The sequence below is a fragment of the Pseudomonas sp. DE0010 genome, from assembly GCF_007680745.1.
Classification (GTDB): Bacteria; Pseudomonadota; Gammaproteobacteria; order Pseudomonadales; family Pseudomonadaceae; genus Aquipseudomonas; species Aquipseudomonas parafulva_B.
Genome location: NZ_VEJQ01000017.1, coordinates 87,386 through 106,745, shown reverse-complemented (window position 1 = coordinate 106,745; position 19,360 = coordinate 87,386). Strand labels below are relative to the sequence as shown.

Here is a 19,360-nt window from a genome sequence, read left to right as displayed (position 1 = left end):
GTCCCAACCTCGCGCGGTTTCCCTACCGCGCGCTTGGTCAGCACCTAGTCCTGGCGTTTGACTCGATACTGCTCGACCAAGGTCGAAGGGTCCTGGTCCAGGTAACCCTGACTGCCGTGCAAGCGCATCAATTGGGCAGCCAGACCCGTCAGCGGCGTCGCCGCGCCCTGTTCGCGTGAAAACTTAACGGCACCATCCAGGTCCTTGAGCAGCGTTCGTACATGCCACTTGATGGGAGCGAAACGGCTTTCTGCCATCTGCGGGGCCAATATCTGCAAAGGCTTGGAATCGGCAAATCCGCCTGCCAGGGCCTGGGCGATCAACCCGGCGTCCACCCCGGAACGCTCGGCCAGCGCGATGACCTCGGCAATGACCAGGGCGTTGCACGCCACGATCATCTGATTGCAGGCCTTGGTCACCTGGCCAGCGCCAACGCCTCCCATGTGCGTCACCCGCTGACCAAGCACCTCCAGCACTGGGCGAGCACGCGCCAAGTCAGCTTCCTCTCCGCCCACCATGATAGCCAGGGTACCTGCCTGCGCGCCCACCGTGCCTCCGGACACCGGGGCATCCAGCCAGGCCATCCCACACAAGGCGCCCAGTTGGGCTGCCATTTCCCGGGTAGCGCCAGGCTCCAGGCTGGAAAAATCCACCAGTAGCTGGCCCTGCTGCGCGCCTGCAGCAACGCCCTGATCGCCAAATACCACCTCGCGCACCACGGCGGTATCGGCCAGGCATAGCAATACCATGTCCACCTGCCGTGCAAGCTCGGCGGGGCTTGCGGCCAGTCGTGCGCCTGCGGCAACCAGCGCCTGGCATTTTTCCGGGCTGCGGTTCCATACCCACAACCGATAGCCGGCCGCCAGCAGGCGCTTGCACATCGGCAGGCCCATCAGACCGACACCAGCGAAACCAAGCGAAGGTAATGCGTTGCTCATCAGGTACTCCTGGCTAAAAAGGGGCTGGGGCAACGCCGCGCTGCGTGACTGCGGCGATGACCACCTTTACGCATGCCGTAAACTGTTACCGCCACGCCGAATTGTTACTTACCTCTACCTCAATTGAGCAATCACGAGCACCCAAAAGAGGCGCCTGCGCGTTTTCGCGCACCAAAAAAGCACAAGGCTGCTATTCACTGCCTGACTTGAATGACGATGAACGGCGACACGACCACCGCCCAGATCTCTGGATCGCGGGTTTGCAGTTCACTGGCTTGCTCGGCCGTAACCGGGCCGACAGTGCCATCAGTGCGCCACTTATCGAAGATATCACTGCGGTTTTCGGCCATTGCCGTGGCCACGGTGATCAGATCCAGGGCGGGATCGACCCAAATCAGGTCACCTTTTGCCCAGAACCTTTCCAGGGCTTTCCACTCGATGGTGGCGGTTTCTCCGAGCAGTTTGGCATAGAGGGTGCTTGTTCGATCAGTCATGGGAATATCCGCTGGAAATCTGGCTTTGAAAGGGCCGGCATTTTTGCAGAAAAACCTGGTTTCAAATATGCAATTGGCTGGCAGGCCGCGTCTTTTCGAAGTGCGACTGCCAAGATAGGCCATCTGATGGCGCCTTTTTGTACTTTAGTGTCAAGCAAGCGACAACCGTGAAACCAGGCGCTTTTTGCCCGCTTTTCAAGCGCGCAGACAGCGCTCTACACTGTACCGGTACAGTTCCGGGACATGTTCCGGGGGAAGGTGGGCTTGCGCGTTGGCATGACCACGCCGCAACCCGCCTGGTCTGTAGCCCTGGCCGCCAGGACTATAAGAATTACAACAGAATGAGTGGAGCACTATGATCAAGATTTCCAAGCTGTTCGCCGCAATGGTTCTGGCCGGGGTAGCCAGCCATTCGTTTGCCGCCGATACCATCAAGATCGGGATCGCCGGGCCCAAGACCGGCCCCGTGACCCAGTATGGCGACATGCAGTTCATCGGTGCCAAGCAAGCCATCAAGGACATCAACGCCGCAGGCGGTGTCGATGGCAAGATGCTCGAAGCCAAGGAATACGACGACGCCTGCGACCCTAAACAGGCCGTGGCCGTCGCCAACAAAGTGGTCAACGACGGCGTCAAGTTCGTCATCGGCCACCTGTGCTCCAGCTCCACCCAGCCAGCGTCCGACATCTACGAAGACGAAGGCGTGATCATGATCACCCCGGCGGCAACGTCCCCGGAAATCACCTCCCGCGGCTACAAGCTGATCTTCCGCACTATCGGCCTGGACAGCGCCCAAGGCCCTGCCGCCGGCAACTACATCGCCGACCACGTCAAGCCCAAGGTGGTCGCGGTACTGCACGACAAACAGCAGTACGGTGAAGGCATCGCTACGGCCGTCAAGCAGACCCTAGAGCAAAAAGGCACCAAGGTTGCCGTGTTCGAAGGCCTTAACGCCGGCGACAAGGACTTCTCGTCCATTATCCAGAAGCTCAAGCAGAACAACGTCGATTTCGTGTACTACGGCGGCTACCACCCAGAGCTGGGCCTGATCCTGCGTCAAGCGCAGGAAAAAGGCCTGAAAGCCAAGTTCATGGGCCCGGAAGGCGTGGGTAACGACTCCATTTCGCAAATCGCCCAGAACGCCTCCGAAGGCCTGCTGGTCACCCTGCCCAAGTCGTTCGATGCCGACCCTGAGAACAAGAAGATCGTCGACGCGATCAAGGCTGACGGCAAGGACCCGAGCGGCCCGTTCGTCTTCCCTGCCTACTCGGCCGTCGAGCTGATCGCCCAAGGCATCAAGGCCGCGAAATCCGAGGACACCGATAAGGTGGCCGAGGCCATCCACAGTGGCTCGTTCAAGACCCCTACCGGCACCCTGACCTATGACGACAAGGGTGACCTCAAAGACTTCAAGTTCGTGGTTTACGAATGGCACTTCGGCAAACCGAAGACTGAAGTCTCCCCTCAGTAACAAGCGTGACTAATAGCTGACCGAGAAGCCCACTGTGCGAGCAGTGGGCTTTGTTTTACGAGGTTCATGGGCCCGCCCCCGCGATCCGGGGACGGGCTCACCTGAAAATCTTAAAACCGTCACCCGCGGTTTCCTGGCCGTACCCCGGCCAGCGAAATGCAAATCAGGTTTTTAGGAGCGCTGTAATGCCTGAGATCTACCATTTCTTCCAACAACTGGTTAATGGATTGACCATCGGCAGCACCTATGCCTTGATCGCCATCGGCTACACGATGGTGTACGGCATCATCGGCATGATCAACTTCGCCCATGGCGAGGTCTACATGATCGGCTCGTATGTGGCGTTCATCGCCTTGGCGGGTCTGGCCATGATGGGTATTCATTCGCTGCCGATCCTGATGACCGTTGCCTTCGTCGCGACTATTTTCGTGACCAGTGCCTATGGCTACAGCATCGAACGGGTTGCCTACCGCCCACTGCGCAACAGTAACCGGCTGATTCCGCTGATTTCTGCCATCGGTATGTCGATTTTCCTGCAGAACACCGTGCTGTTGTCCCAAGACTCCAAGGACAAGTCCATTCCCAACCTGATTCCGGGCAGCTTCTCGTTCGGACCAGGCGGCGCAGAAGAAGTCCTGGTGTCCTACATGCAAGTGCTGGTGTTCGTGGTAACACTGGTGGCCATGACCCTGCTGACCCTGTTCATCTCCCGTTCGCGACTGGGCCGCGCATGTCGCGCCTGCGCCGAGGACATCAAGATGGCCAACTTGCTGGGCATCAACACCAACAACATCATCGCCCTCACCTTCGTCATCGGTGCTGCCCTGGCGGCTGTCGCGGCCGTGCTGCTGAGCATGCAATACGGGGTCATCAACCCCAACGCCGGCTTCCTGGTTGGCCTGAAGGCCTTTACCGCCGCGGTGCTAGGCGGTATCGGCAGCATTCCGGGCGCCATGCTCGGTGGGCTGGTGCTGGGTGTGGCCGAAGCGTTCGGCGCCGACATCTTCGGCGACCAGTACAAGGACGTCGTGGCATTCGGCTTGTTGGTTCTCGTCCTGTTGTTCCGGCCGACCGGCATCCTGGGCCGCCCGGAGGTTGAAAAAGTATGAACAAGAATCTCAAACCGGCGTTTTTCAGCGCCTTGCTGGTATGGGCCGTGGCCTTCCCGGTGCTGGGCCTGAAGCTGAGCATCGACGGCATCAGCCTGGTGGTGCATAGCCAGGGCTCGTTCACTATCAGCATCATCGCCGTGTGCTCGGTGCTGATGTTCCTGCGCGTGCTGTTCGACCGGCAGTGGAGCTCGGTGATGGGCCGACGCTCGGACCGCAAGCTGATTCCACCTGCGCTGAGCAACTACCTGACCCTTCCCAAAACCCAGCGCTGGGTGATTCTTGGGCTGGTCGTGGTGGCCCTGATCTGGCCCTTCTTCGGCTCGCGCGGCGCGGTCGACATCGCCACCCTGATCCTGATCTACGTGTTGCTCGGCCTTGGCCTGAACATCGTGGTCGGCCTGGCCGGGTTGCTGGACCTGGGATATGTGGGCTTCTACGCCGTGGGTGCCTACAGCTACGCCATGCTGTCGCACTATCTGGGGTGGAGTTTCTGGGTCTGTCTGCCGATTGCCGGACTGATGGCCGCCACCTTCGGCTTCCTGCTCGGTTTTCCGGTGTTGCGCCTGCGGGGTGACTACCTGGCGATCGTGACGCTGGGCTTCGGCGAGATCATTCGCCTGTTCCTGCGTAACCTCACCGACTGGACCGGTGGCCCCAACGGCATCAGCAACATTCCCAAGCCCGAATTCTTCGGCCTTACCTTCGAGCGACGCGCCGCCGAGGGCATGCAAACGTTCCACGAGTATTTCGGCCTGCCCTACAACTCGATCAACAAGGTCATCTTCCTGTACCTGGTTGCACTGTTGCTGGCACTGCTTGCGCTGTTCGTGATCAACCGCCTGTTGCGCATGCCCATCGGCCGTGCCTGGGAAGCGTTGCGCGAAGACGAGATCGCCTGCCGTGCCCTGGGCCTGAACCCCACCGTGATCAAGCTCTCGGCCTTCACCCTGGGTGCCTGCTTCGCAGGCTTTGCCGGCAGCTTCTTTGCCGCTCGCCAAGGGCTGGTGACGCCGGAATCGTTCACGTTCATCGAGTCGGCCATCATCCTGGCCATTGTGGTGCTCGGCGGCATGGGCTCGCAGCTGGGCGTGATCCTCGCCGCCATCGTCATGATCCTGCTGCCGGAGCTGATGCGCGAATTCAGTGAATACCGGATGCTGATGTTCGGTGCACTGATGGTGCTGATGATGATCTGGCGTCCGCAAGGTCTGCTGCCAATGCAACGTCCCCACATGGAGCTGCGTCGATGAGCCGCGAAATTCTGCAAGTCAGCGGCCTTAGCATGCGCTTCGGCGGCTTGTTGGCGGTCAATGGCGTTGGCCTGACCGTCAAGGAAAAACAAGTAGTGGCGCTGATCGGTCCGAACGGCGCCGGCAAGACCACGGTGTTCAACTGCCTGACCGGTTTCTACCGGCCCAGCGGCGGCACCATCCTGCTCGATGGCGAGCCCATCCAAGGCCTGGCCGGGCACCAGATCGCGCGCAAAGGGGTGGTACGCACCTTCCAGAACGTGCGCCTGTTCAAGGAAATGACGGCGCTGGAAAACCTGCTGATCGCCCAGCACCGGCACTTGAACACCAACTTCTTCGCCGGGCTGTTCAAGACCCCGGGGTTTCGCCGCAGTGAAAAGGAAGCCATGGAGCGGGCGCAGTACTGGCTGGACAAGGTCAACCTGACCGAATTCGCCAATCGCACCGCCGGCACCCTCGCCTACGGCCAGCAACGGCGCCTGGAAATCGCCCGCTGCATGATGACCCGCCCGCGGATCATCATGCTCGACGAGCCGGCTGCCGGGTTGAACCCGAAAGAGACCGAGGACCTCAAGGCATTGATTGCCTATTTGCGTGAATCACACAACGTGACCGTGTTGCTGATCGAGCATGACATGAAGCTGGTGATGAGCATTTCCGATCACATCGTGGTCATCAACCAGGGCACGCCCCTGGCCCACGGCACGCCCCAGGAAATCCGCGACAACCCTGAAGTGATCAAAGCCTACCTGGGGGAAGCGTAAATGCTGAAGTTCGAGAACGTTTCCACTTTCTACGGCAAGATCCAGGCGCTGCACAGCGTCAACGTGGAGATCAATCAGGGCGAAATCGTCACCCTGATCGGCGCCAACGGCGCGGGCAAATCCACTTTGCTCATGACCCTGTGCGGTTCACCCCAAGCCCACAGCGGCAGCATCAAGTACCTGGGCGAGGAACTGGTCGGCCAGCCCTCCTCGCACATCATGCGCAAGAGCATTGCCGTGGTGCCCGAAGGCCGCCGGGTATTCGCCCGGCTGACCGTCGAGGAGAACCTGGCCATGGGTGGGTTCTTCACCGACAAGGGTGACTATCAGGCGCAGTTGGACAAAGTGCTGCAGCTGTTTCCGCGCCTGAAGGAGCGGTATGCCCAGCGCGGCGGCACCATGTCCGGGGGCGAGCAGCAGATGCTGGCCATTGGGCGTGCGCTGATGAGCAAACCCAAGTTGCTGCTGCTCGACGAACCCTCCCTGGGCCTGGCACCGATCATCATCCAGCAGATCTTCGACATCATCGAACAGCTGCGCCGTGATGGCGTGACAGTGTTCCTGGTAGAACAGAACGCCAACCAGGCGCTGAAGATCGCCGACCGGGCCTATGTGCTGGAGAATGGGCATGTGGTGATGCAGGGTACGGGCGAAGGGCTGCTGACCGATCCAAAAGTGCGTGACGCCTATCTAGGCGGTTGATGCCAGCGGGGCCTGCCAGGGCCCCGTTATCTTGGCCCTGCACGCTTGCACCCCCGCTTCACGATCAAACAGCACTGACTGCGCGCAGGTGGCAGCCGTCTATTTATCTTCGCTGGGCTTGTGTTGCCCCTGCCTGCCTCAGTAACGTGACGGCCTCTCGAACACCGGAGCCCGTCATGCGCCTGACCCCTTCCCTGCTACTGACCGCCTTGTTGCCCCTGTTCGCGGGCTGCCAGCTCCTGGCCGAAAAACCCGCCGACCCTGATATCGGCAGCACCCGCATGCAAGGCCAGGTTCACGCTGCCGGTGGGCAGTTGCTATTCAAGCCCTGCAACGAACCACGCAGCTTCGTCATCAACGATGCCGCCGCCACGGGTATCCTGCAGGAAGCAGCGAACCTTGCAACCGGGGCCAACGACACCCTGTTCGCCGACGTGCGTGGCCGGCTTACAGGCAGCAAGCAGGCCAACACCGATGGGCAACTAGACCTGCGCCGCCTGTACCGCCTGGAACACGCCAGCACTGGGTGCATCGACCCCAACTTCAAGCAGCTCACCCTGCGAGCCGGTGGCCACAAGCCTGACTGGGACGTCAAGGCCAATAGCCGGGGCATGGTGCTCAACCGTGCCGACCAACCCCCGCTTGCCCTGCCCTTTCTGGAGGAGCAGGTACCCGGTGGCGGCTTGACGCTGACCAGCGAAGCCAATGGGCAGCGCGTAGAACTCTGGCTGGCGCCACAGCGCTGCATGGACCCGGCCACGGGCGCGTTCAACCATCTGCGCGCCGAGCTGCGCATTGATGGCACGACCCTGCAAGGCTGCGGTTATTACGGTGGCGCGCGCGATGACTGATGACCGGGCGGCTTAATCCTGCCAGTCGAGGCGGCTAAAGCTTTATACTTGGCGGTTTGTGTTAAGCCGCCGGCCGCCCATGGCCGGGATACTGGACCCTGCCATGCTACGAATCACCGAACTCAAGCTGCCCCTGGACCATCCCGATGAAGCACTGCGCGAGGCCATCGTCCAGCGCCTTGGCATCCGCGACGAGCAGCTGATCAGCTTCAACCTGTTCAAGCGCAGCTACGATGCGCGCAAGAAGAACACCGAACTGCTGTTCATCTACACCATCGACCTGCATGCCAGCAACGAAGAAGAGTTGCTGCGCAGGTTCGCCGACGACCATAACGTCGGGCCCGCGCCGGACGTGACCTACAAGTATGTCGCCCATGCCCCTGAGGGCCTGGGCGCACGCCCCATCGTGGTGGGCCTGGGCCCGTGCGGGATTTTCGCCGGTTTGCTGCTGGCGCAGATGGGCTTCAAGCCGATCATCCTCGAACGCGGCAAGGAAGTGCGCCAGCGCACCAAGGACACCTGGGGCCTGTGGCGCAAGAGCGTGCTCAACCCCGAGTCCAACGTGCAGTTCGGCGAAGGCGGCGCCGGGACCTTCTCCGACGGCAAGCTGTACAGCCAGATCAAGGACCCTCAGCATCACGGCCGCAAGGTGTTGGAGGAGTTCGTCAAGGCCGGCGCGCCTGACGAGATCTTGTACATCAACAAGCCGCACATTGGCACCTTCCGCCTCACCGGCATGGTCGAGCAGATGCGCCAGGAAATGATCGCCCTGGGGGCAGAGGTTCGTTTCGAACAAAAGGTCACCGATCTGCTGATCGAAGAAGGCCAGGTTCAGGGCGTGGTGCTTGAAAGTGGGGAGCAGCTGCTTTCACGGCATGTGGTTCTGGCATTGGGCCATAGCGCCCGGGATACCTTCCGCATGTTGCATGCGCAGGGTGTGTACATGGAAGCCAAACCGTTTTCCGTCGGTTTCCGCATCGAGCACCCGCAATCGTTGATCGACAAGGCGCGCCTGGGTAAGTATGCAGGTCACCCCAAGCTGGGTGCGGCGGACTACAAGCTGGTGTATCACGCCAAGAACGGGCGGTCGGTCTACAGCTTCTGCATGTGCCCAGGCGGCACGGTAGTGGCCGCCACCAGTGAACCCGGCCGCGTCGTCACCAATGGCATGAGCCAGTACTCACGCAACGAACGCAATGCCAACTCCGGCATCGTCGTCGGCATCGACCCGGAACGGGACTACCCCGGCGGCCCGCTGGCCGGCATCGAGTTGCAAGAGCGCCTGGAAGCGCACGCCTACGTCATGGGCGGGAGCAACTACCAGGCACCGGCTCAGCTGGTGGGCGATTTCGTGGCTGGCAAGCCTTCGACCGCACTGGGCAGTGTCGAGCCGTCCTATAAGCCTGGCGTGACCCTGGGTGACCTGGCGCCAAGCCTGCCGGCCTTCGCCATTGAGGCAATACGCGAGGCCTTGCCCGCCTTTGATCGGCAAATCAAGGGCTATAACCTGCATGACGCGGTGTTGACCGGGATCGAGACCCGCACCTCTTCGCCGCTTCGCATCACGCGGGGCGAAGATTTCCAGAGCCTGAACGTGAAGGGGCTGTTCCCTGCCGGCGAAGGGGCGGGCTATGCAGGTGGCATTCTGTCTGCAGGGGTTGATGGCATTCGGGTTGCTGAAGCGGTGGCCAAGGCCATGCTGGCCCAGTAACAAGCCCTGAAATGCCGGTACAAAAAAACCCGACCAGGCCAGAAGCCTGATCGGGTTTTTTCAGGGCGTTGATCAGTGCGAGACGCGGCTGGTGCCATCGACCGTCATGATGCGCACACGGTCGCCCACTCGGAAAATCTCGTTTTCCTGCACGGACTGCACATAGGCGCGCATGCTGCCGTCGTCTTCGCGCACCGTGATCTCCACACCCTGGGTACGGGTGATGCCCTCTTCAGCGGCCGAACCGGCCAGGCCACCGGCAACGGCACCAATCACGGCAGCGACGATGCTGCCACGCCCGCCACCGACGGCGCTGCCCGCCAGGCCACCCACTACGGCACCAGCGCCTCCGCCAATCGGCGTCTTGGTACCTTCGATCTTCACAGGGCGCAGCGATTCGATGGTGCCCATGCGCACGGTTTGCACACGGCGGGCCTCATCGCGCGAATAGCTGTCGCCGCTCAAGTTTGACGCACAGCCACCGAGTAGCAGCGCGGTGGCTGTGAAGGTCGCAACCAGCAAAGCGGATTTACGCATGGGTAGAATCTCCATAAGTCAGGTACTCATTAGACGCTGCACATTGACGGCTGTCACGGTACTCACTGCATAAAATTGCTTTCATTCAGCCAGCGTACAGCCAACGCGGTCAGGCAGGGCGCTTACCAATCAGACCAAGGATAACCATGGATTACTTCATCGTCGTGGTCGCCACCCTCGCCGGGTTGGGTTTCCACGCCTGGCTGTACGTGCGCATGCGGCAATGGATGGACCGTGACCTGGCGCTGTCACTGGCAGGTGGCGACCCGCACAAGCAGGCGTACATGCTGCAGCGGTTGCAACATGCGCGTCAGTCGAAGATGGGGCGCAAGGCACTGGCTCAGTGGCTTGCGCAGGAGGCGGCGGCGTATTCGCGCTGAAGAACAGAGCCGATGGGGCTATCTTGTAGCCCCGTGTATCAAGGCGCGAGACGCTCGCGATGCCAGCCTTGGGCCGCCTTGCGGTAGTTGAGGCGGTCATGCAGGCGACTGGCGCGCCCTTGCCAGAACTCGATGCGCTCTGGCAGCAGGCGGTAGCCACCCCAATGCTCGGGGCAGTGAGGCTGGGTGTCGGAGAAACGCGCCTCGGTCGCCTTGACCAGGGTTTCGAGCGCCTCGCGCCCAGCGATCACCTGGCTCTGGGGCGATGCCCAGGCGCCCAGACGGCTGCCCAACGGCCTGACTTGGTAGTAATCGTCCGATTCCTTGGCCGAGACCTTCTCGACACGGCCCTCGATACGCACTTGCCGTTCGAGCGCCGGCCAGAAAAAGGTCATGGCGGCGAACGGGTTGGCCTGCAGCTGCCTACCCTTGGCGCTGTCGTAGTTGGTGAAGAACGTGAAGCCCTGCTCGTCCAGCCCCTTGAGCAACAGCACACGGCAGTGCGGTCGCCCATCGGCATCCACCGTGGCCAGGGTCATGGCGTTGGCTTCCACCGGCACCTGCTCTGTTTGCACGGCATCGCCGAACCATTGGTGAAACAAGGCGAACGGCTCGGCCGGGGCCTGAGCCTCGGTCAGGCCGTCGCGGGTGTAATCGCGGCGCATATCGGCCAGGGATTGGGTCATTGCTGCGTTCCTTGACGATCAGTTGGTCTTCGCAGGGCTGTTGGCAGCTACCTTCTTGTCAGTGGCAGCTTTCTTGGCGGCAGGTTTGGCGGCCGCCGCTTTTTTGCTCGCCGTCTTGGCCGGGGACTTGGCTTTGGCGGCAGGCTTCTTGGCGGCGGTTTTGCCGGCTGGCTTGGCTGCAGCTTTGCTTGGCTGGGCCTTGGCGGCTGGAGCCTTGGTCACAGGTGCCTTGGCATCCTGCACGGCTACCATGGCAGCCGGCGACGGCGTTGGCGTGGCCTGTTGATACTTGCTCAGCAGCGCGACCATGGTGTTCTGTGGGGTCAGCAGCATTTCCACGCGGCGGTTCAGCGCACGGCCTTCGGCACTGTCGTTGGCGGCGCGGGGCATCACCGAGCCCATGCCCTTGAGGATCAGGCGATCACGTTGCAACCCGCTCAGGCGGAAGATGGCCGATACCGAGGCAGCACGCTCAAGGCTCAGCTTCTGGTTGGCAGCCACCACGCCGCTGGTGTCGGCGTGGCCCAGCACCAGCACGGCCGTCTTGGGGTCGCCTTCGACCGTCTTGGCCACGCGGGTGATGGGGCCCAGGGTGACGGGCAACAACATGTTCGGACGGTCAGGGTTGTACGCGCCGTCTACTGGCAAGGTGACTGCCAGTACGTTGTCGCGCCGCTCTAGCTCCAGCTTGCTGTCCTTGATGGCCTCGCGCAGCTTGGGTTCGTATTCGTCCAACCAGGCCTGGGTGGCCTGTTGGTCGATCTTCGGCACCACCGGCCCTTGGGCCTGCTTCTGCTCACCGCCAAATGGCCACCACCAGCGGCTGCTGCTTTCGGATTTGGCGTCGGCCTTGGCGACCTTTTCCGTGACTGCTGCCTTCACTTCCTGTTCGGCGACCTTGTCCGAGCCGAATGGCCACCAGCTTGAACTGGCGCTCTTGGCAGAACCCTCGGGATGGCTGGCGCAGCCGGTGACAGCGGTCAGGCACAGGGCGAGTGCTAAGGTTTTATGTGAAGACATCAGCGATACACCATGAATTAGAAAGAAATTTTGCCCACACTCTTGAGGCGTCGGCATTGAGGATAGTCAAAGAGGCTGGGCAATACCCGCACTAACCGATCAAAGGCATTGCCCAAGTACGCGCACCAGTTTCTGGGCACGAGGGTCCATCAGCACGTAGGGGCCCAAGGTATTGACGACAAAGCCAAAAGCCACATCTCGCTCCGGATCGGCAAACCCGACCGACCCCCCGGCACCGGGGTGACCGAAGGCGCGAGCACCCAAGCCGAAGGTGGCATTGGCTACATCAGGCTGGTCGAGCATGCAGCCCAGCCCGAAGCGCGTCTGGGTCAGCAAGGTCCGGTCCTGGCCCAGGCTGTGTTGGCGAGTGAACGCCTCCAGCAGCTCCGACTCCAGCAGGCTGCCTTCGAGCAGGCCTGCATAGAACCCAGCCAGGCTGCGGGCATTGCCATGGCCATTGGCTGCGGGTTGCTGCATGCGCCGCCATTCAGGTTTGTTGGTACTGGTCAGAATGGCGGGCGGGTTGGTAAACGCCCTTGTAGACAGCGCCTCGGGCTCACGCAGCGTCACCTGCAGCAGGCGCTGGGCAGCGGCGTCACCGGGGTTTCCTTTGCCGCGCGCGATATGGGCCACCCGATGAAACTCCTCGTCGGCCAGCCCCACATGGAAGTCCAGCCCCAGCGGCCGCGCCGTACGCGCCACGATGGAGTCGCCTGGGCCGCGCCCATCTGCGCGCCGAATCAACTCGCCGATCAGCCAACCAAAGGTGATAGCGGCGTAGCCGTGCTCGCTACCCGGTGTCCACCACGGTGTTTGCGCGGCCAGGGCATCGACCATTGCCTGCCAGTCGTAGAGGGCCTCGGCCGGCAGCAGCTCGCGAATCGCAGGCAGACCGGCACGGTGGCTGAGTAATTGTCGAAGCGTGATAGCCGCTTTGCCCGCCTGACCGAACTCAGGCCAATAACGCGCCACCGGGGCATCCAGTTCGAGTTTGCCCTCGCCCACCAGTTGCAAGGCGGTGACGGCGGCAAAGGGTTTGGTGCAGGAAAACAGGTTGGCGATGGTGTCGCTGTGCCAAGGCTGCTGGCCATCCTTGTCGGCGGTGCCCGCCCACAGGTCCACTACCGTTTCACCGCCCACCTGAATGCACAGCGCAGCCCCGCGTTCCTGGGGATCATCGAACAGCGCCGCGAAGGCTTCGCGCACTGCTTCGAATTTCAGCTCAAAATGACCCTGAATCTGCACCCTGTGTTCTCCATGCGGCATGTTGGCAAAAGGGCCTGCATTGTTTCAGTAGTTCGGCCTTTTGCCTACAGGCGCCCATCGCTCGTCACGGCGACGCTGGCGCTTGGCTGTGCGCGCGCAACTGGTCCAATGCCTCGAGATTGCTCTTGCGCACGGCCTGGACGAAGCCTGGGTAGGCGATGTCGGTGATGGCAACCAAACCCAGGTGCCCGTTCTCTGCGTCCAGCAATCGGCCGCTGGCAGGCTGGTCAAGGTACTGGAACCAATGGGCGCCGACGATCGTGGGCTGGGCAAGCGCCGCCTTGAGGAAATTGCCATAGGCAGGCCCGCGGTCTTCCTCGCGTGCGACCTCCACCGGCCCCGGCCAGAACGGCCCGCGATCGCGCGAGCCGAACTGGAACTCGGACACCAGCACCGGCTTGTCCAGCTCCGCCAGGCGCGCGAAGTCATAGCCGTCCTGAGGCTTGAGGGCATAGAAATTGAAGCTGAGCACATCGCAGAACTCGGCGCAGGCCTTGACCGCTTCGGGCGTACTCACGGCAAACCGCCCGCCCAGCAAGAGGTGATTCGGGGCATGCCACTTGAGCGAGTCGGAGAGGGTCTTGAAATAGGTCTGGGCGAACACCTGCTGGAAATACTGATAGTCGCGTTCGATTTCCGGGTGTTCCGGGCTGGGCAGTGGGGCCTCGAAACCGGGGTCTTCCATCAACTCCCAAGCCGACAGCTCGATGCCCCAGGCCTTGGACAAGCCTTCCTGATTTCGGTACTTGTCACGCAGCTGCTTGAGGAATGCGCGCTTGGCCGGTACGTCGGTGGTCAGGCGCAAGGTACCGTAGGCCAGCCCATAGCGCGCTTTCGGGTCATCGCCCGGGGCCGCCCAGGCCAGCTCGTTGTCGGCAAAATAACCGATCAGCCAAGGGTCATCGCGGTGATCGCGGGCGGCGATGGCCACGGCCCTTTCGGTGGCCATCGCAAAGCGTGGGTCGAAGGGATCGGGCATGCGGCCCCACCAGTCCATGCCGGTGCTGATGCTCGCGTAATCGCCCACGATGGACAGCGGCAAGGTGTAAGGCACGCGCTGGTGCTCGCCCAAGGCCGCATCGCTCCAGTTGCCCAATGTGTTGAAGCCCCAGGCCTGCAGCCGGTCGAGTGTATGGCGCTGCCAGCGGGCGCTGTCCAACTTGGCAGGAGGGCAATTGGCCGGCTGCGCTGGCGCCTGCGGGTCGGCCCCCTGGCACGGTGCTCCGTAGGTGCGTTCGAGATTAGCGGCATAGAAGTCGAACCACTGCCCCTTCTTGAAGGCGCGCCCCTGGGACGAGGCATTGCCGTCATCGTTATTGCCCTGGCCATAGAAGGCGGACAGGTGCTCGCCCTGTTGCGGCAGCGCCTTGAACATCCCCTCGCGCCCCGCCACATACGTGCGCCCGCCATCTGCGGCCACGGCATTGACGCCCAGGGAATAGAACGGGTGCCCCAGCGGCGTCACCAGGTACCAGCGACCCTCGCGTTTTTCGGTGCGGAAGAACCCGGTAGCCTCGAAGGGCGTGCCTGCCGTCACGCCGCCATAGGTGTCCAGCGGCTGCTTATCACGTTCGGCCAACCACCCCTTGATCTGCTGCGGTTCACGCCCGGCGCTCGCCTTGAGCTGCTCATCACTGGCCACTTTCTCAGGCCAGGTGCTGCGCGTGGACTGGCCGTAGGCGTCGATGAGTTCGCGGTAGGCCGCCTGCCACGCCTGGTCGTCATCCTGGATGCCCACGCGCTCGATCAGCAGGCTCTGGGCTGCCTTGGGACCAGGGATGCTCAGGCTGACCGCCGCGACCTGTGCCAGGTCCACCGCGCCCGTGCTGCTGCCGAGTAGCACGCGCTGGCCGCCGAAGCTCCACGGCATGGGCGGGCCTGCACGCAGCCCTTGCTGCAGGGGCGAACGCGCTGTCAACGGCACCATCACCGTTTGCGCAGGCCCTGCCGGCAAGTCGATACGGCTGGTCAGCGTACGGCCGTCACTGCCCTGCACCGTCACATCCAAGGTCAGCGCCCAGGCCATCGCGTTTTGCAGACGCAGGGTCAGGAAGCGGCCGGTGGACCAGTCCCAGGTGCCGCTTTGCGGGCTCATGCGCAAGGTCGGCCGCTCGGCGGCGTTGAACACCACGCGTCGCAACACCTCGCCCTGGGCGGTCTGCTCGGCGTTGTACTGGGGCATGCCGGCATCCACGGTTGCGACATTGACCACCGAGGCCGGGCGCACGAAGCTGAACAACGTCTGCTGCCCCGCCAGCAACGGCGGACTCAACAGCAGGGCGATGACAGCGGGCAAGGTACGGCGAACCATAGGGCGGGGTCTCTCCTTCAGGGCCCTCATGGCCCACGACTGAGGTTGGACAACGTGCCGGCGCAAGCGCTCCGGCCGTCAGGAAATCTCCCGCCGAAATGGCGGCAGCGCATTGAGAATAGCCTTGCCGTAGCGCTGGGTGACCAAGCGCCGGTCCAGCAAGGTGATGACACCGCGGTCCTGCTCGGTGCGCAACAGTCGGCCACATGCCTGGATCAGGCGCAACGAGGCATCAGGCACGGCAATTTCCATGAACGGATTGCCGCCTCGCGCTTCGATCCACTCTGCCAAGGCCGCCTCGACGGGGTCGTCAGGCACGGCGAACGGGATCTTGGCGATGACCACGTGCTCGCAATAGGCCCCCGGCAAGTCGACGCCCTCGGCGAAGCTGGCCAGGCCGAACAGCACGCTGTGCTGGCCGTCGTCGACGCGGGCCTTGTGCTTGTTCAGGGTTTCCTGCTTGGACAAGTTGCCTTGGATCAGCACCAGCTTGCGCCAATCCCGGTCCAGGCCATCAAACACGTCCTGCATCTGCTTGCGTGACGAGAACAACACCAGCGCGCCGCGGGCCTCTTCGACGATGCCCGGCAGCTCGCGAATGATGGCCGCGGTGTGGCCGGCGGCGTCACGGGGGTCGGCCTTGAGGTCGGGCACCCGCAGCAGGCCTGCATCACCGTGCACGAACGGGCTGGGCACCACGCAGGAAACCGCATCGCGGGGCAACCCAGAGCGCATGCGGAAGCGGTCGAACTTGCCCAGCGCAGTCAGGGTCGCAGAGGTGACCAATGCGCCGTGTGCCACGTTCCACAAGCTGCGCCGCAGCATCTCGGCCGCCAAAATGGGGCTGGCATTGACCTCGATGTCGAACAGTGCCCCACTCTCGGCCAAGGTCAGCCAGCGGGCCATGGGCGGGCTGTCCTCGGGGTCTTCGGCGGTGAACGCCGTCCACAATTCCCAGTTGCCCTGGGCACGGGTCTGCAGGCTACCGAACAGTGGGTACCACTCCTCGGCCTGGTGGCTGGCGATGCCAATGCTGACCTCGCCGCCCATGCCTTCCTTTAGCAAGTCGGTCAGGCGAGTGAACACATCGTTCAGGCGGGCAAAGCCTTTTTTCAGCTCGACGCCGACCTCGCGGATTTCATCGGGCACCACGCCACCTGGAAAACGGTAGCGGGGGCGTTCACGCCCTTCGTTGTCTTCGCCTGGACGAAAATCGGCCACCTGCTCGCAGAGCGTGAACATGAACTGCTGCTGGGTGCGGATTTCGCGGGCAAGCTCGGGCACCTGTTCGATCAGCTTGCCCAGATCGCCCGGCAGGGGGTGCTGGGCCAGCAGCTTGGTCAGGTTCTTGGCGGTTTGCTCTAGCCAGTCGGCCGTCGAACGCAACCGTGAATAATGGGCGAAGTGGCCGATGGCCTTGTCTGGCAGGTGATGCCCTTCGTCGAACACGTACATGGTGTCCCGGGGGGCCGGGAGCACCGCACCGCCGCCCAGCGCCAGGTCGGCCAGCACCATGTCGTGGTTGGTGACGATTACGTCTACCTTGCCCATGCCTTCACGGGCCTTGTAGAACACGCACTGCTGGAAATTGGGACAGTGGCGGCCGGTGCATTGGCTGTGGTCGGTGGTCAGCCGTGCCCAGTCCTCGTCTTCGAGGCTGTCTGGCCAACTGTCGCGATCACCGTCCCAACGGTTGCCGGCCAGCTTTTCGATCATGCTGTTGAACAGCTTCAGGCTGCGCTCGTCCACGTCGATGCGAAAACCTTCTTCCTCCAGCAACTGCGCCTGGGAGGTCTGGGCGTGGCCTTCCTGGACCAGGATGTCGAGCTTGGACAGGCACAGGTAGCGGCCCCGCCCCTTGGCCAGGGCAAAGCTGAAATTCAGCCCGCTGTTGCGCATCAGGTCAGGCAGGTCCTTGAAGACGATCTGCTCCTGCAGCGCCACGGTCGCAGTGGCGATGACCAGACGCTTGCCTGCCGCCTTGGCCGCCGGAATGGCCGCCAGGCTGTAGGCAACCGTCTTGCCGGTACCGGTGCCCGCCTCCACCGCCACGACGGCGGGCTCGCCGGCACGGCGGCCTTCGTCGTCGCAGGGAATGTCCCCGAGGACCTTGGCTACCTCGGCGATCATCAGGCGCTGGCCGTAACGCGGCTTGAGGCTCTTGGCTTCGAGAAATCGCGTATAGGCGCCCTGGATGGTGGCTTTGAGTTCAGTGCTGATCATGGTGTGCAGGCGCCCGAAGGGCTGGATATATTTTCAGTATCGCGCATAGGGCGGCTATCATACCCCGCTCACGCTGTTTATGCCGCATGGAGATCCGGATGACTGCCTTTGCCCTGCCCTACACCCTGCACGTTCTGGCCGCCCTGGTCTGGGTGGGGGGCATGTTCTTCGCCTGGATGGTACTGCGCCCGGCAACGGTTGCAGCGCTGGACGGGCCTGCCAGGCTACGGTTATGGGTGGAAGTTTTCCGACGCTTCTTCGGCTGGATCTGGGTGGCCGTGGCGATTTTGGCGATAAGCGGCGTGGGCATGATCCACCTGCGCTTCAATGGCTTCGAAACCGCGCCGCGGTATGTCCAGGTGATGATCGGGGGCGGTATCGTCATGTTCGCCCTGTTCATGCGTATCCAGGCGTTGCTGCTTCCACAAATGAAAACGGCAGTCCAGGCCGAGGATTGGCCGGGGGCAGCGGCGGTGCTGGGGCGCATCCGCCGGATGGTGGGGGTGAACCTGCTGCTGGGCCTGGCCGTGGTCGCCGTGGCCAGTGCCCGCCTGATGTTCTGAGCGTACCCGCAGCGATCAGAGTCGCTGCAGGATCAGCTCGCCAGCAGCCCCGGCAAGGCCTGGCTGACCCGGTTGCCCGGCGCGGCCACTGTGGCCCGGCGAGGTGCGGTAGACCAGGCAACCCTTGCTCGCACCGCCCTTGCCCGCCTGGCCTGCTGCACCAGGCTTACCCGGCGCGCCCCCGTCAAGGCGCACCCTGATGCGATCGGCCGGGAAAGCCTCGGGTACGCTCAGGCGAATTCGACCACCCGGCGCACCGTCGTGGCCATTGCCGCCGTCATCCCCGTTGAAACCACGGCTGGCACGGCCCCAGGTGCAGCCACCGGCCTGGCCGTTGGCGCCATCGAGCCCGGCGAACCCTGGCGCACCCGCGCCACCGCGGGCATCGATGGACAGTTGTTCGCCCTCTAGCTGGGCAAGCTTGAGGTCAAGCCCGCGCCCTGAACGCGCGGCACGTTCATAGGTCCCAGGCGCGCCCGGCGCACTGAACTCACTGCCAGCACCCAGGGTGGCACTGGCCGCCTCGATCAGGAGCGGGGTATCGGCCGGTGCCACGGCGATACGGGCATCACGGCCCAGCTCCAGCCGATCGACCGTCAGCGAGGCGAGCGTGGCGGGAAGCAGCAAGGTGGCATCGTCCGCCACCCTGAGCTGCTCCAGGTGCACCTCGGCCGACTTGGTTGGCAGGCGGAGCATGGAATTGGCGGGTACTTCCAGGTTCTGTGCCTGCGCAAGCGGCGCGGCCAGCAGGGCGAACAACATCAGATTACGCATTTCGTGGCGCCTCTTGCGCGCGGGGGATGGACATGATGTGGAAAATGCCCGTCAACAGGATCTGCAGACGGTCGAACCAGCGATGGCTACGGCCGCGCAGACTGGCATTGAACACCAGCATTTCGAGCAGGTGCAGCAGCGCCAACATCAAGCCCGTGGCGTTGATCAACAGGTTCAACGGCACAGGTTGCGGCACCATCTGGTTGTACAGCACTACGCCCCAGAAGACTATGGTCAGGAGCTTGCCCAGGCTCAAGATGAATTTCATGCTCTGCCCCACCGTATGGCGTACTGCCGGGATGGCCAA

At 62.9% G+C, this 19,360-nt stretch carries 19 protein-coding genes; 9 read left to right on the top strand and 10 right to left on the bottom strand.

The window, feature by feature from the left end; all coding sequences use genetic code 11:
- Nucleotides 1-44 precede the first annotated feature (44 nt).
- On the bottom strand, nt 45-938 hold the full coding sequence (locus FS767_RS14445) for an NAD(P)-dependent oxidoreductase (protein ID WP_144966403.1): 894 nt from the start codon (nt 936-938) through the stop codon (nt 45-47).
- A gap of 194 nt (nt 939-1,132) precedes the next feature.
- A complete protein-coding gene (locus FS767_RS14440; RefSeq protein ID WP_144966415.1) occupies nt 1,133-1,432 on the bottom strand; it encodes a DUF2288 domain-containing protein in 300 nt (99 codons plus the stop codon).
- A 355-nt stretch (nt 1,433-1,787) separates the two neighbouring features.
- On the opposite strand from FS767_RS14440, the gene FS767_RS14430 reads away from it, so the two are divergent.
- The 7 genes from FS767_RS14430 (at nt 1,788) to FS767_RS14400 (ending at nt 9,293) form a co-directional block, all read left to right on the top strand.
- The gene (locus tag FS767_RS14430; protein ID WP_058606031.1) at nt 1,788-2,903 is read left to right on the top strand and encodes a branched-chain amino acid ABC transporter substrate-binding protein; all 1,116 of its coding nucleotides are present in this window, start codon (nt 1,788-1,790) and stop codon (nt 2,901-2,903) included.
- A 185-nt stretch (nt 2,904-3,088) separates the two neighbouring features.
- Complete coding sequence (gene livH, locus FS767_RS14425) at nt 3,089-4,012, top strand: high-affinity branched-chain amino acid ABC transporter permease LivH (RefSeq protein ID WP_023535272.1); 924 nt, start codon at nt 3,089-3,091, stop codon at nt 4,010-4,012.
- Entirely contained in the window at nt 4,009-5,265 is a 1,257-nt protein-coding gene (locus FS767_RS14420; protein ID WP_023535261.1) for a high-affinity branched-chain amino acid ABC transporter permease LivM, read from the top strand. The genes livH and FS767_RS14420 overlap by 4 nt, the downstream gene beginning before the upstream one ends.
- On the top strand, nt 5,262-6,029 hold the full coding sequence (livG, locus tag FS767_RS14415; protein WP_023535212.1) for a high-affinity branched-chain amino acid ABC transporter ATP-binding protein LivG: 768 nt from the start codon (nt 5,262-5,264) through the stop codon (nt 6,027-6,029). The genes FS767_RS14420 and livG overlap by 4 nt, the downstream gene beginning before the upstream one ends.
- Nucleotides 6,030-6,731, top strand: a complete 702-nt coding sequence (locus tag FS767_RS14410) for an ABC transporter ATP-binding protein (protein ID WP_023535231.1) — start codon at nt 6,030-6,032, stop codon at nt 6,729-6,731.
- Between the two features lie 176 nt (nt 6,732-6,907).
- A complete protein-coding gene (locus FS767_RS14405) occupies nt 6,908-7,582 on the top strand; it encodes a COG3650 family protein (RefSeq protein ID WP_144966401.1) in 675 nt (224 codons plus the stop codon).
- A gap of 103 nt (nt 7,583-7,685) precedes the next feature.
- Nucleotides 7,686-9,293 (top strand): NAD(P)/FAD-dependent oxidoreductase, encoded by a 1,608-nt coding sequence (locus FS767_RS14400; RefSeq protein WP_078478109.1) that lies wholly within the window; start codon nt 7,686-7,688, stop codon nt 9,291-9,293.
- 72 nt (nt 9,294-9,365) lie between these two features.
- Here the strand turns inward: FS767_RS14400 and FS767_RS14395 are convergent, their stop codons facing one another.
- The gene (locus FS767_RS14395; protein WP_023535237.1) at nt 9,366-9,830 is read right to left on the bottom strand and encodes a glycine zipper 2TM domain-containing protein; all 465 of its coding nucleotides are present in this window, start codon (nt 9,828-9,830) and stop codon (nt 9,366-9,368) included.
- Nucleotides 9,831-9,976: 146 nt separating this feature from the next.
- Between FS767_RS14395 and FS767_RS14390 the strand changes: the two genes are divergently transcribed.
- On the top strand, nt 9,977-10,210 hold the full coding sequence (locus FS767_RS14390) for a hypothetical protein (protein ID WP_058606036.1): 234 nt from the start codon (nt 9,977-9,979) through the stop codon (nt 10,208-10,210).
- A gap of 38 nt (nt 10,211-10,248) precedes the next feature.
- On the opposite strand, the gene pdxH is transcribed toward FS767_RS14390, so the two are convergent.
- From pdxH to dinG, 5 genes are all read right to left on the bottom strand, one after another.
- Nucleotides 10,249-10,896 carry a pyridoxamine 5'-phosphate oxidase gene (pdxH, locus tag FS767_RS14385; RefSeq protein ID WP_144966399.1) on the bottom strand — a complete coding sequence of 216 codons (648 nt, stop codon included), beginning with the start codon at nt 10,894-10,896 and terminating at the stop codon, nt 10,249-10,251.
- An 18-nt stretch (nt 10,897-10,914) separates the two neighbouring features.
- The gene (locus FS767_RS14380) at nt 10,915-11,916 is read right to left on the bottom strand and encodes an OmpA family protein (RefSeq protein WP_144966397.1); all 1,002 of its coding nucleotides are present in this window, start codon (nt 11,914-11,916) and stop codon (nt 10,915-10,917) included.
- 99 nt (nt 11,917-12,015) lie between these two features.
- A complete protein-coding gene (locus tag FS767_RS14375; protein ID WP_058637968.1) occupies nt 12,016-13,161 on the bottom strand; it encodes a serine hydrolase domain-containing protein in 1,146 nt (381 codons plus the stop codon).
- Nucleotides 13,162-13,246: 85 nt separating this feature from the next.
- Nucleotides 13,247-15,493, bottom strand: coding sequence for a beta-galactosidase (locus tag FS767_RS14370; RefSeq protein WP_144966395.1), 2,247 nt, complete (start codon nt 15,491-15,493; stop codon nt 13,247-13,249).
- Between the two features lie 78 nt (nt 15,494-15,571).
- On the bottom strand, nt 15,572-17,716 hold the full coding sequence (gene dinG, locus FS767_RS14365) for an ATP-dependent DNA helicase DinG (RefSeq protein WP_058606041.1): 2,145 nt from the start codon (nt 17,714-17,716) through the stop codon (nt 15,572-15,574).
- 98 nt (nt 17,717-17,814) lie between these two features.
- Here dinG and FS767_RS14360 point away from each other — a divergent pair, with 98 nt between their 5' ends.
- On the top strand, nt 17,815-18,279 hold the full coding sequence (locus FS767_RS14360) for a CopD family protein (RefSeq protein ID WP_144966393.1): 465 nt from the start codon (nt 17,815-17,817) through the stop codon (nt 18,277-18,279).
- Between the two features lie 15 nt (nt 18,280-18,294).
- Here FS767_RS14360 and FS767_RS14355 read toward each other — a convergent pair whose 3' ends face one another.
- Both FS767_RS14355 and FS767_RS14350 read right to left on the bottom strand, forming a co-directional pair.
- Nucleotides 18,295-19,053 carry a collagen-like protein gene (locus FS767_RS14355; protein ID WP_144966391.1) on the bottom strand — a complete coding sequence of 253 codons (759 nt, stop codon included), beginning with the start codon at nt 19,051-19,053 and terminating at the stop codon, nt 18,295-18,297.
- A complete protein-coding gene (locus tag FS767_RS14350; RefSeq protein ID WP_058606062.1) occupies nt 19,046-19,321 on the bottom strand; it encodes a DUF1145 domain-containing protein in 276 nt (91 codons plus the stop codon). The genes FS767_RS14355 and FS767_RS14350 overlap by 8 nt, the downstream gene beginning before the upstream one ends.
- Nucleotides 19,322-19,360: the final 39 nt, after the last annotated feature.

Bases quoted from the DNA above. Each gene is read 5' to 3' on its own strand.
- FS767_RS14445 (WP_144966403.1), bottom strand. From the start codon at position 938: ATGAGCAACGCATTACCTTCGCTTGGTTTCGCTGGTGTCGGTCTGATG.
- FS767_RS14440 (WP_144966415.1), bottom strand. From the start codon at position 1,432: ATGACTGATCGAACAAGCACCCTCTATGCCAAACTGCTCGGAGAAACC.
- FS767_RS14430 (WP_058606031.1), top strand. From the start codon at position 1,788: ATGATCAAGATTTCCAAGCTGTTCGCCGCAATGGTTCTGGCCGGGGTA.
- livH (WP_023535272.1), top strand. From the start codon at position 3,089: ATGCCTGAGATCTACCATTTCTTCCAACAACTGGTTAATGGATTGACC.
- FS767_RS14420 (WP_023535261.1), top strand. From the start codon at position 4,009: ATGAACAAGAATCTCAAACCGGCGTTTTTCAGCGCCTTGCTGGTATGG.
- livG (WP_023535212.1), top strand. From the start codon at position 5,262: ATGAGCCGCGAAATTCTGCAAGTCAGCGGCCTTAGCATGCGCTTCGGC.
- FS767_RS14410 (WP_023535231.1), top strand. From the start codon at position 6,030: ATGCTGAAGTTCGAGAACGTTTCCACTTTCTACGGCAAGATCCAGGCG.
- FS767_RS14405 (WP_144966401.1), top strand. From the start codon at position 6,908: ATGCGCCTGACCCCTTCCCTGCTACTGACCGCCTTGTTGCCCCTGTTC.
- FS767_RS14400 (WP_078478109.1), top strand. From the start codon at position 7,686: ATGCTACGAATCACCGAACTCAAGCTGCCCCTGGACCATCCCGATGAA.
- FS767_RS14395 (WP_023535237.1), bottom strand. From the start codon at position 9,830: ATGCGTAAATCCGCTTTGCTGGTTGCGACCTTCACAGCCACCGCGCTG.
- FS767_RS14390 (WP_058606036.1), top strand. From the start codon at position 9,977: ATGGATTACTTCATCGTCGTGGTCGCCACCCTCGCCGGGTTGGGTTTC.
- pdxH (WP_144966399.1), bottom strand. From the start codon at position 10,896: ATGACCCAATCCCTGGCCGATATGCGCCGCGATTACACCCGCGACGGC.
- FS767_RS14380 (WP_144966397.1), bottom strand. From the start codon at position 11,916: ATGTCTTCACATAAAACCTTAGCACTCGCCCTGTGCCTGACCGCTGTC.
- FS767_RS14370 (WP_144966395.1), bottom strand. From the start codon at position 15,493: ATGGTTCGCCGTACCTTGCCCGCTGTCATCGCCCTGCTGTTGAGTCCG.
- dinG (WP_058606041.1), bottom strand. From the start codon at position 17,716: ATGATCAGCACTGAACTCAAAGCCACCATCCAGGGCGCCTATACGCGA.
- FS767_RS14360 (WP_144966393.1), top strand. From the start codon at position 17,815: ATGACTGCCTTTGCCCTGCCCTACACCCTGCACGTTCTGGCCGCCCTG.
- FS767_RS14355 (WP_144966391.1), bottom strand. From the start codon at position 19,053: ATGCGTAATCTGATGTTGTTCGCCCTGCTGGCCGCGCCGCTTGCGCAG.
- FS767_RS14350 (WP_058606062.1), bottom strand. From the start codon at position 19,321: ATGAAATTCATCTTGAGCCTGGGCAAGCTCCTGACCATAGTCTTCTGG.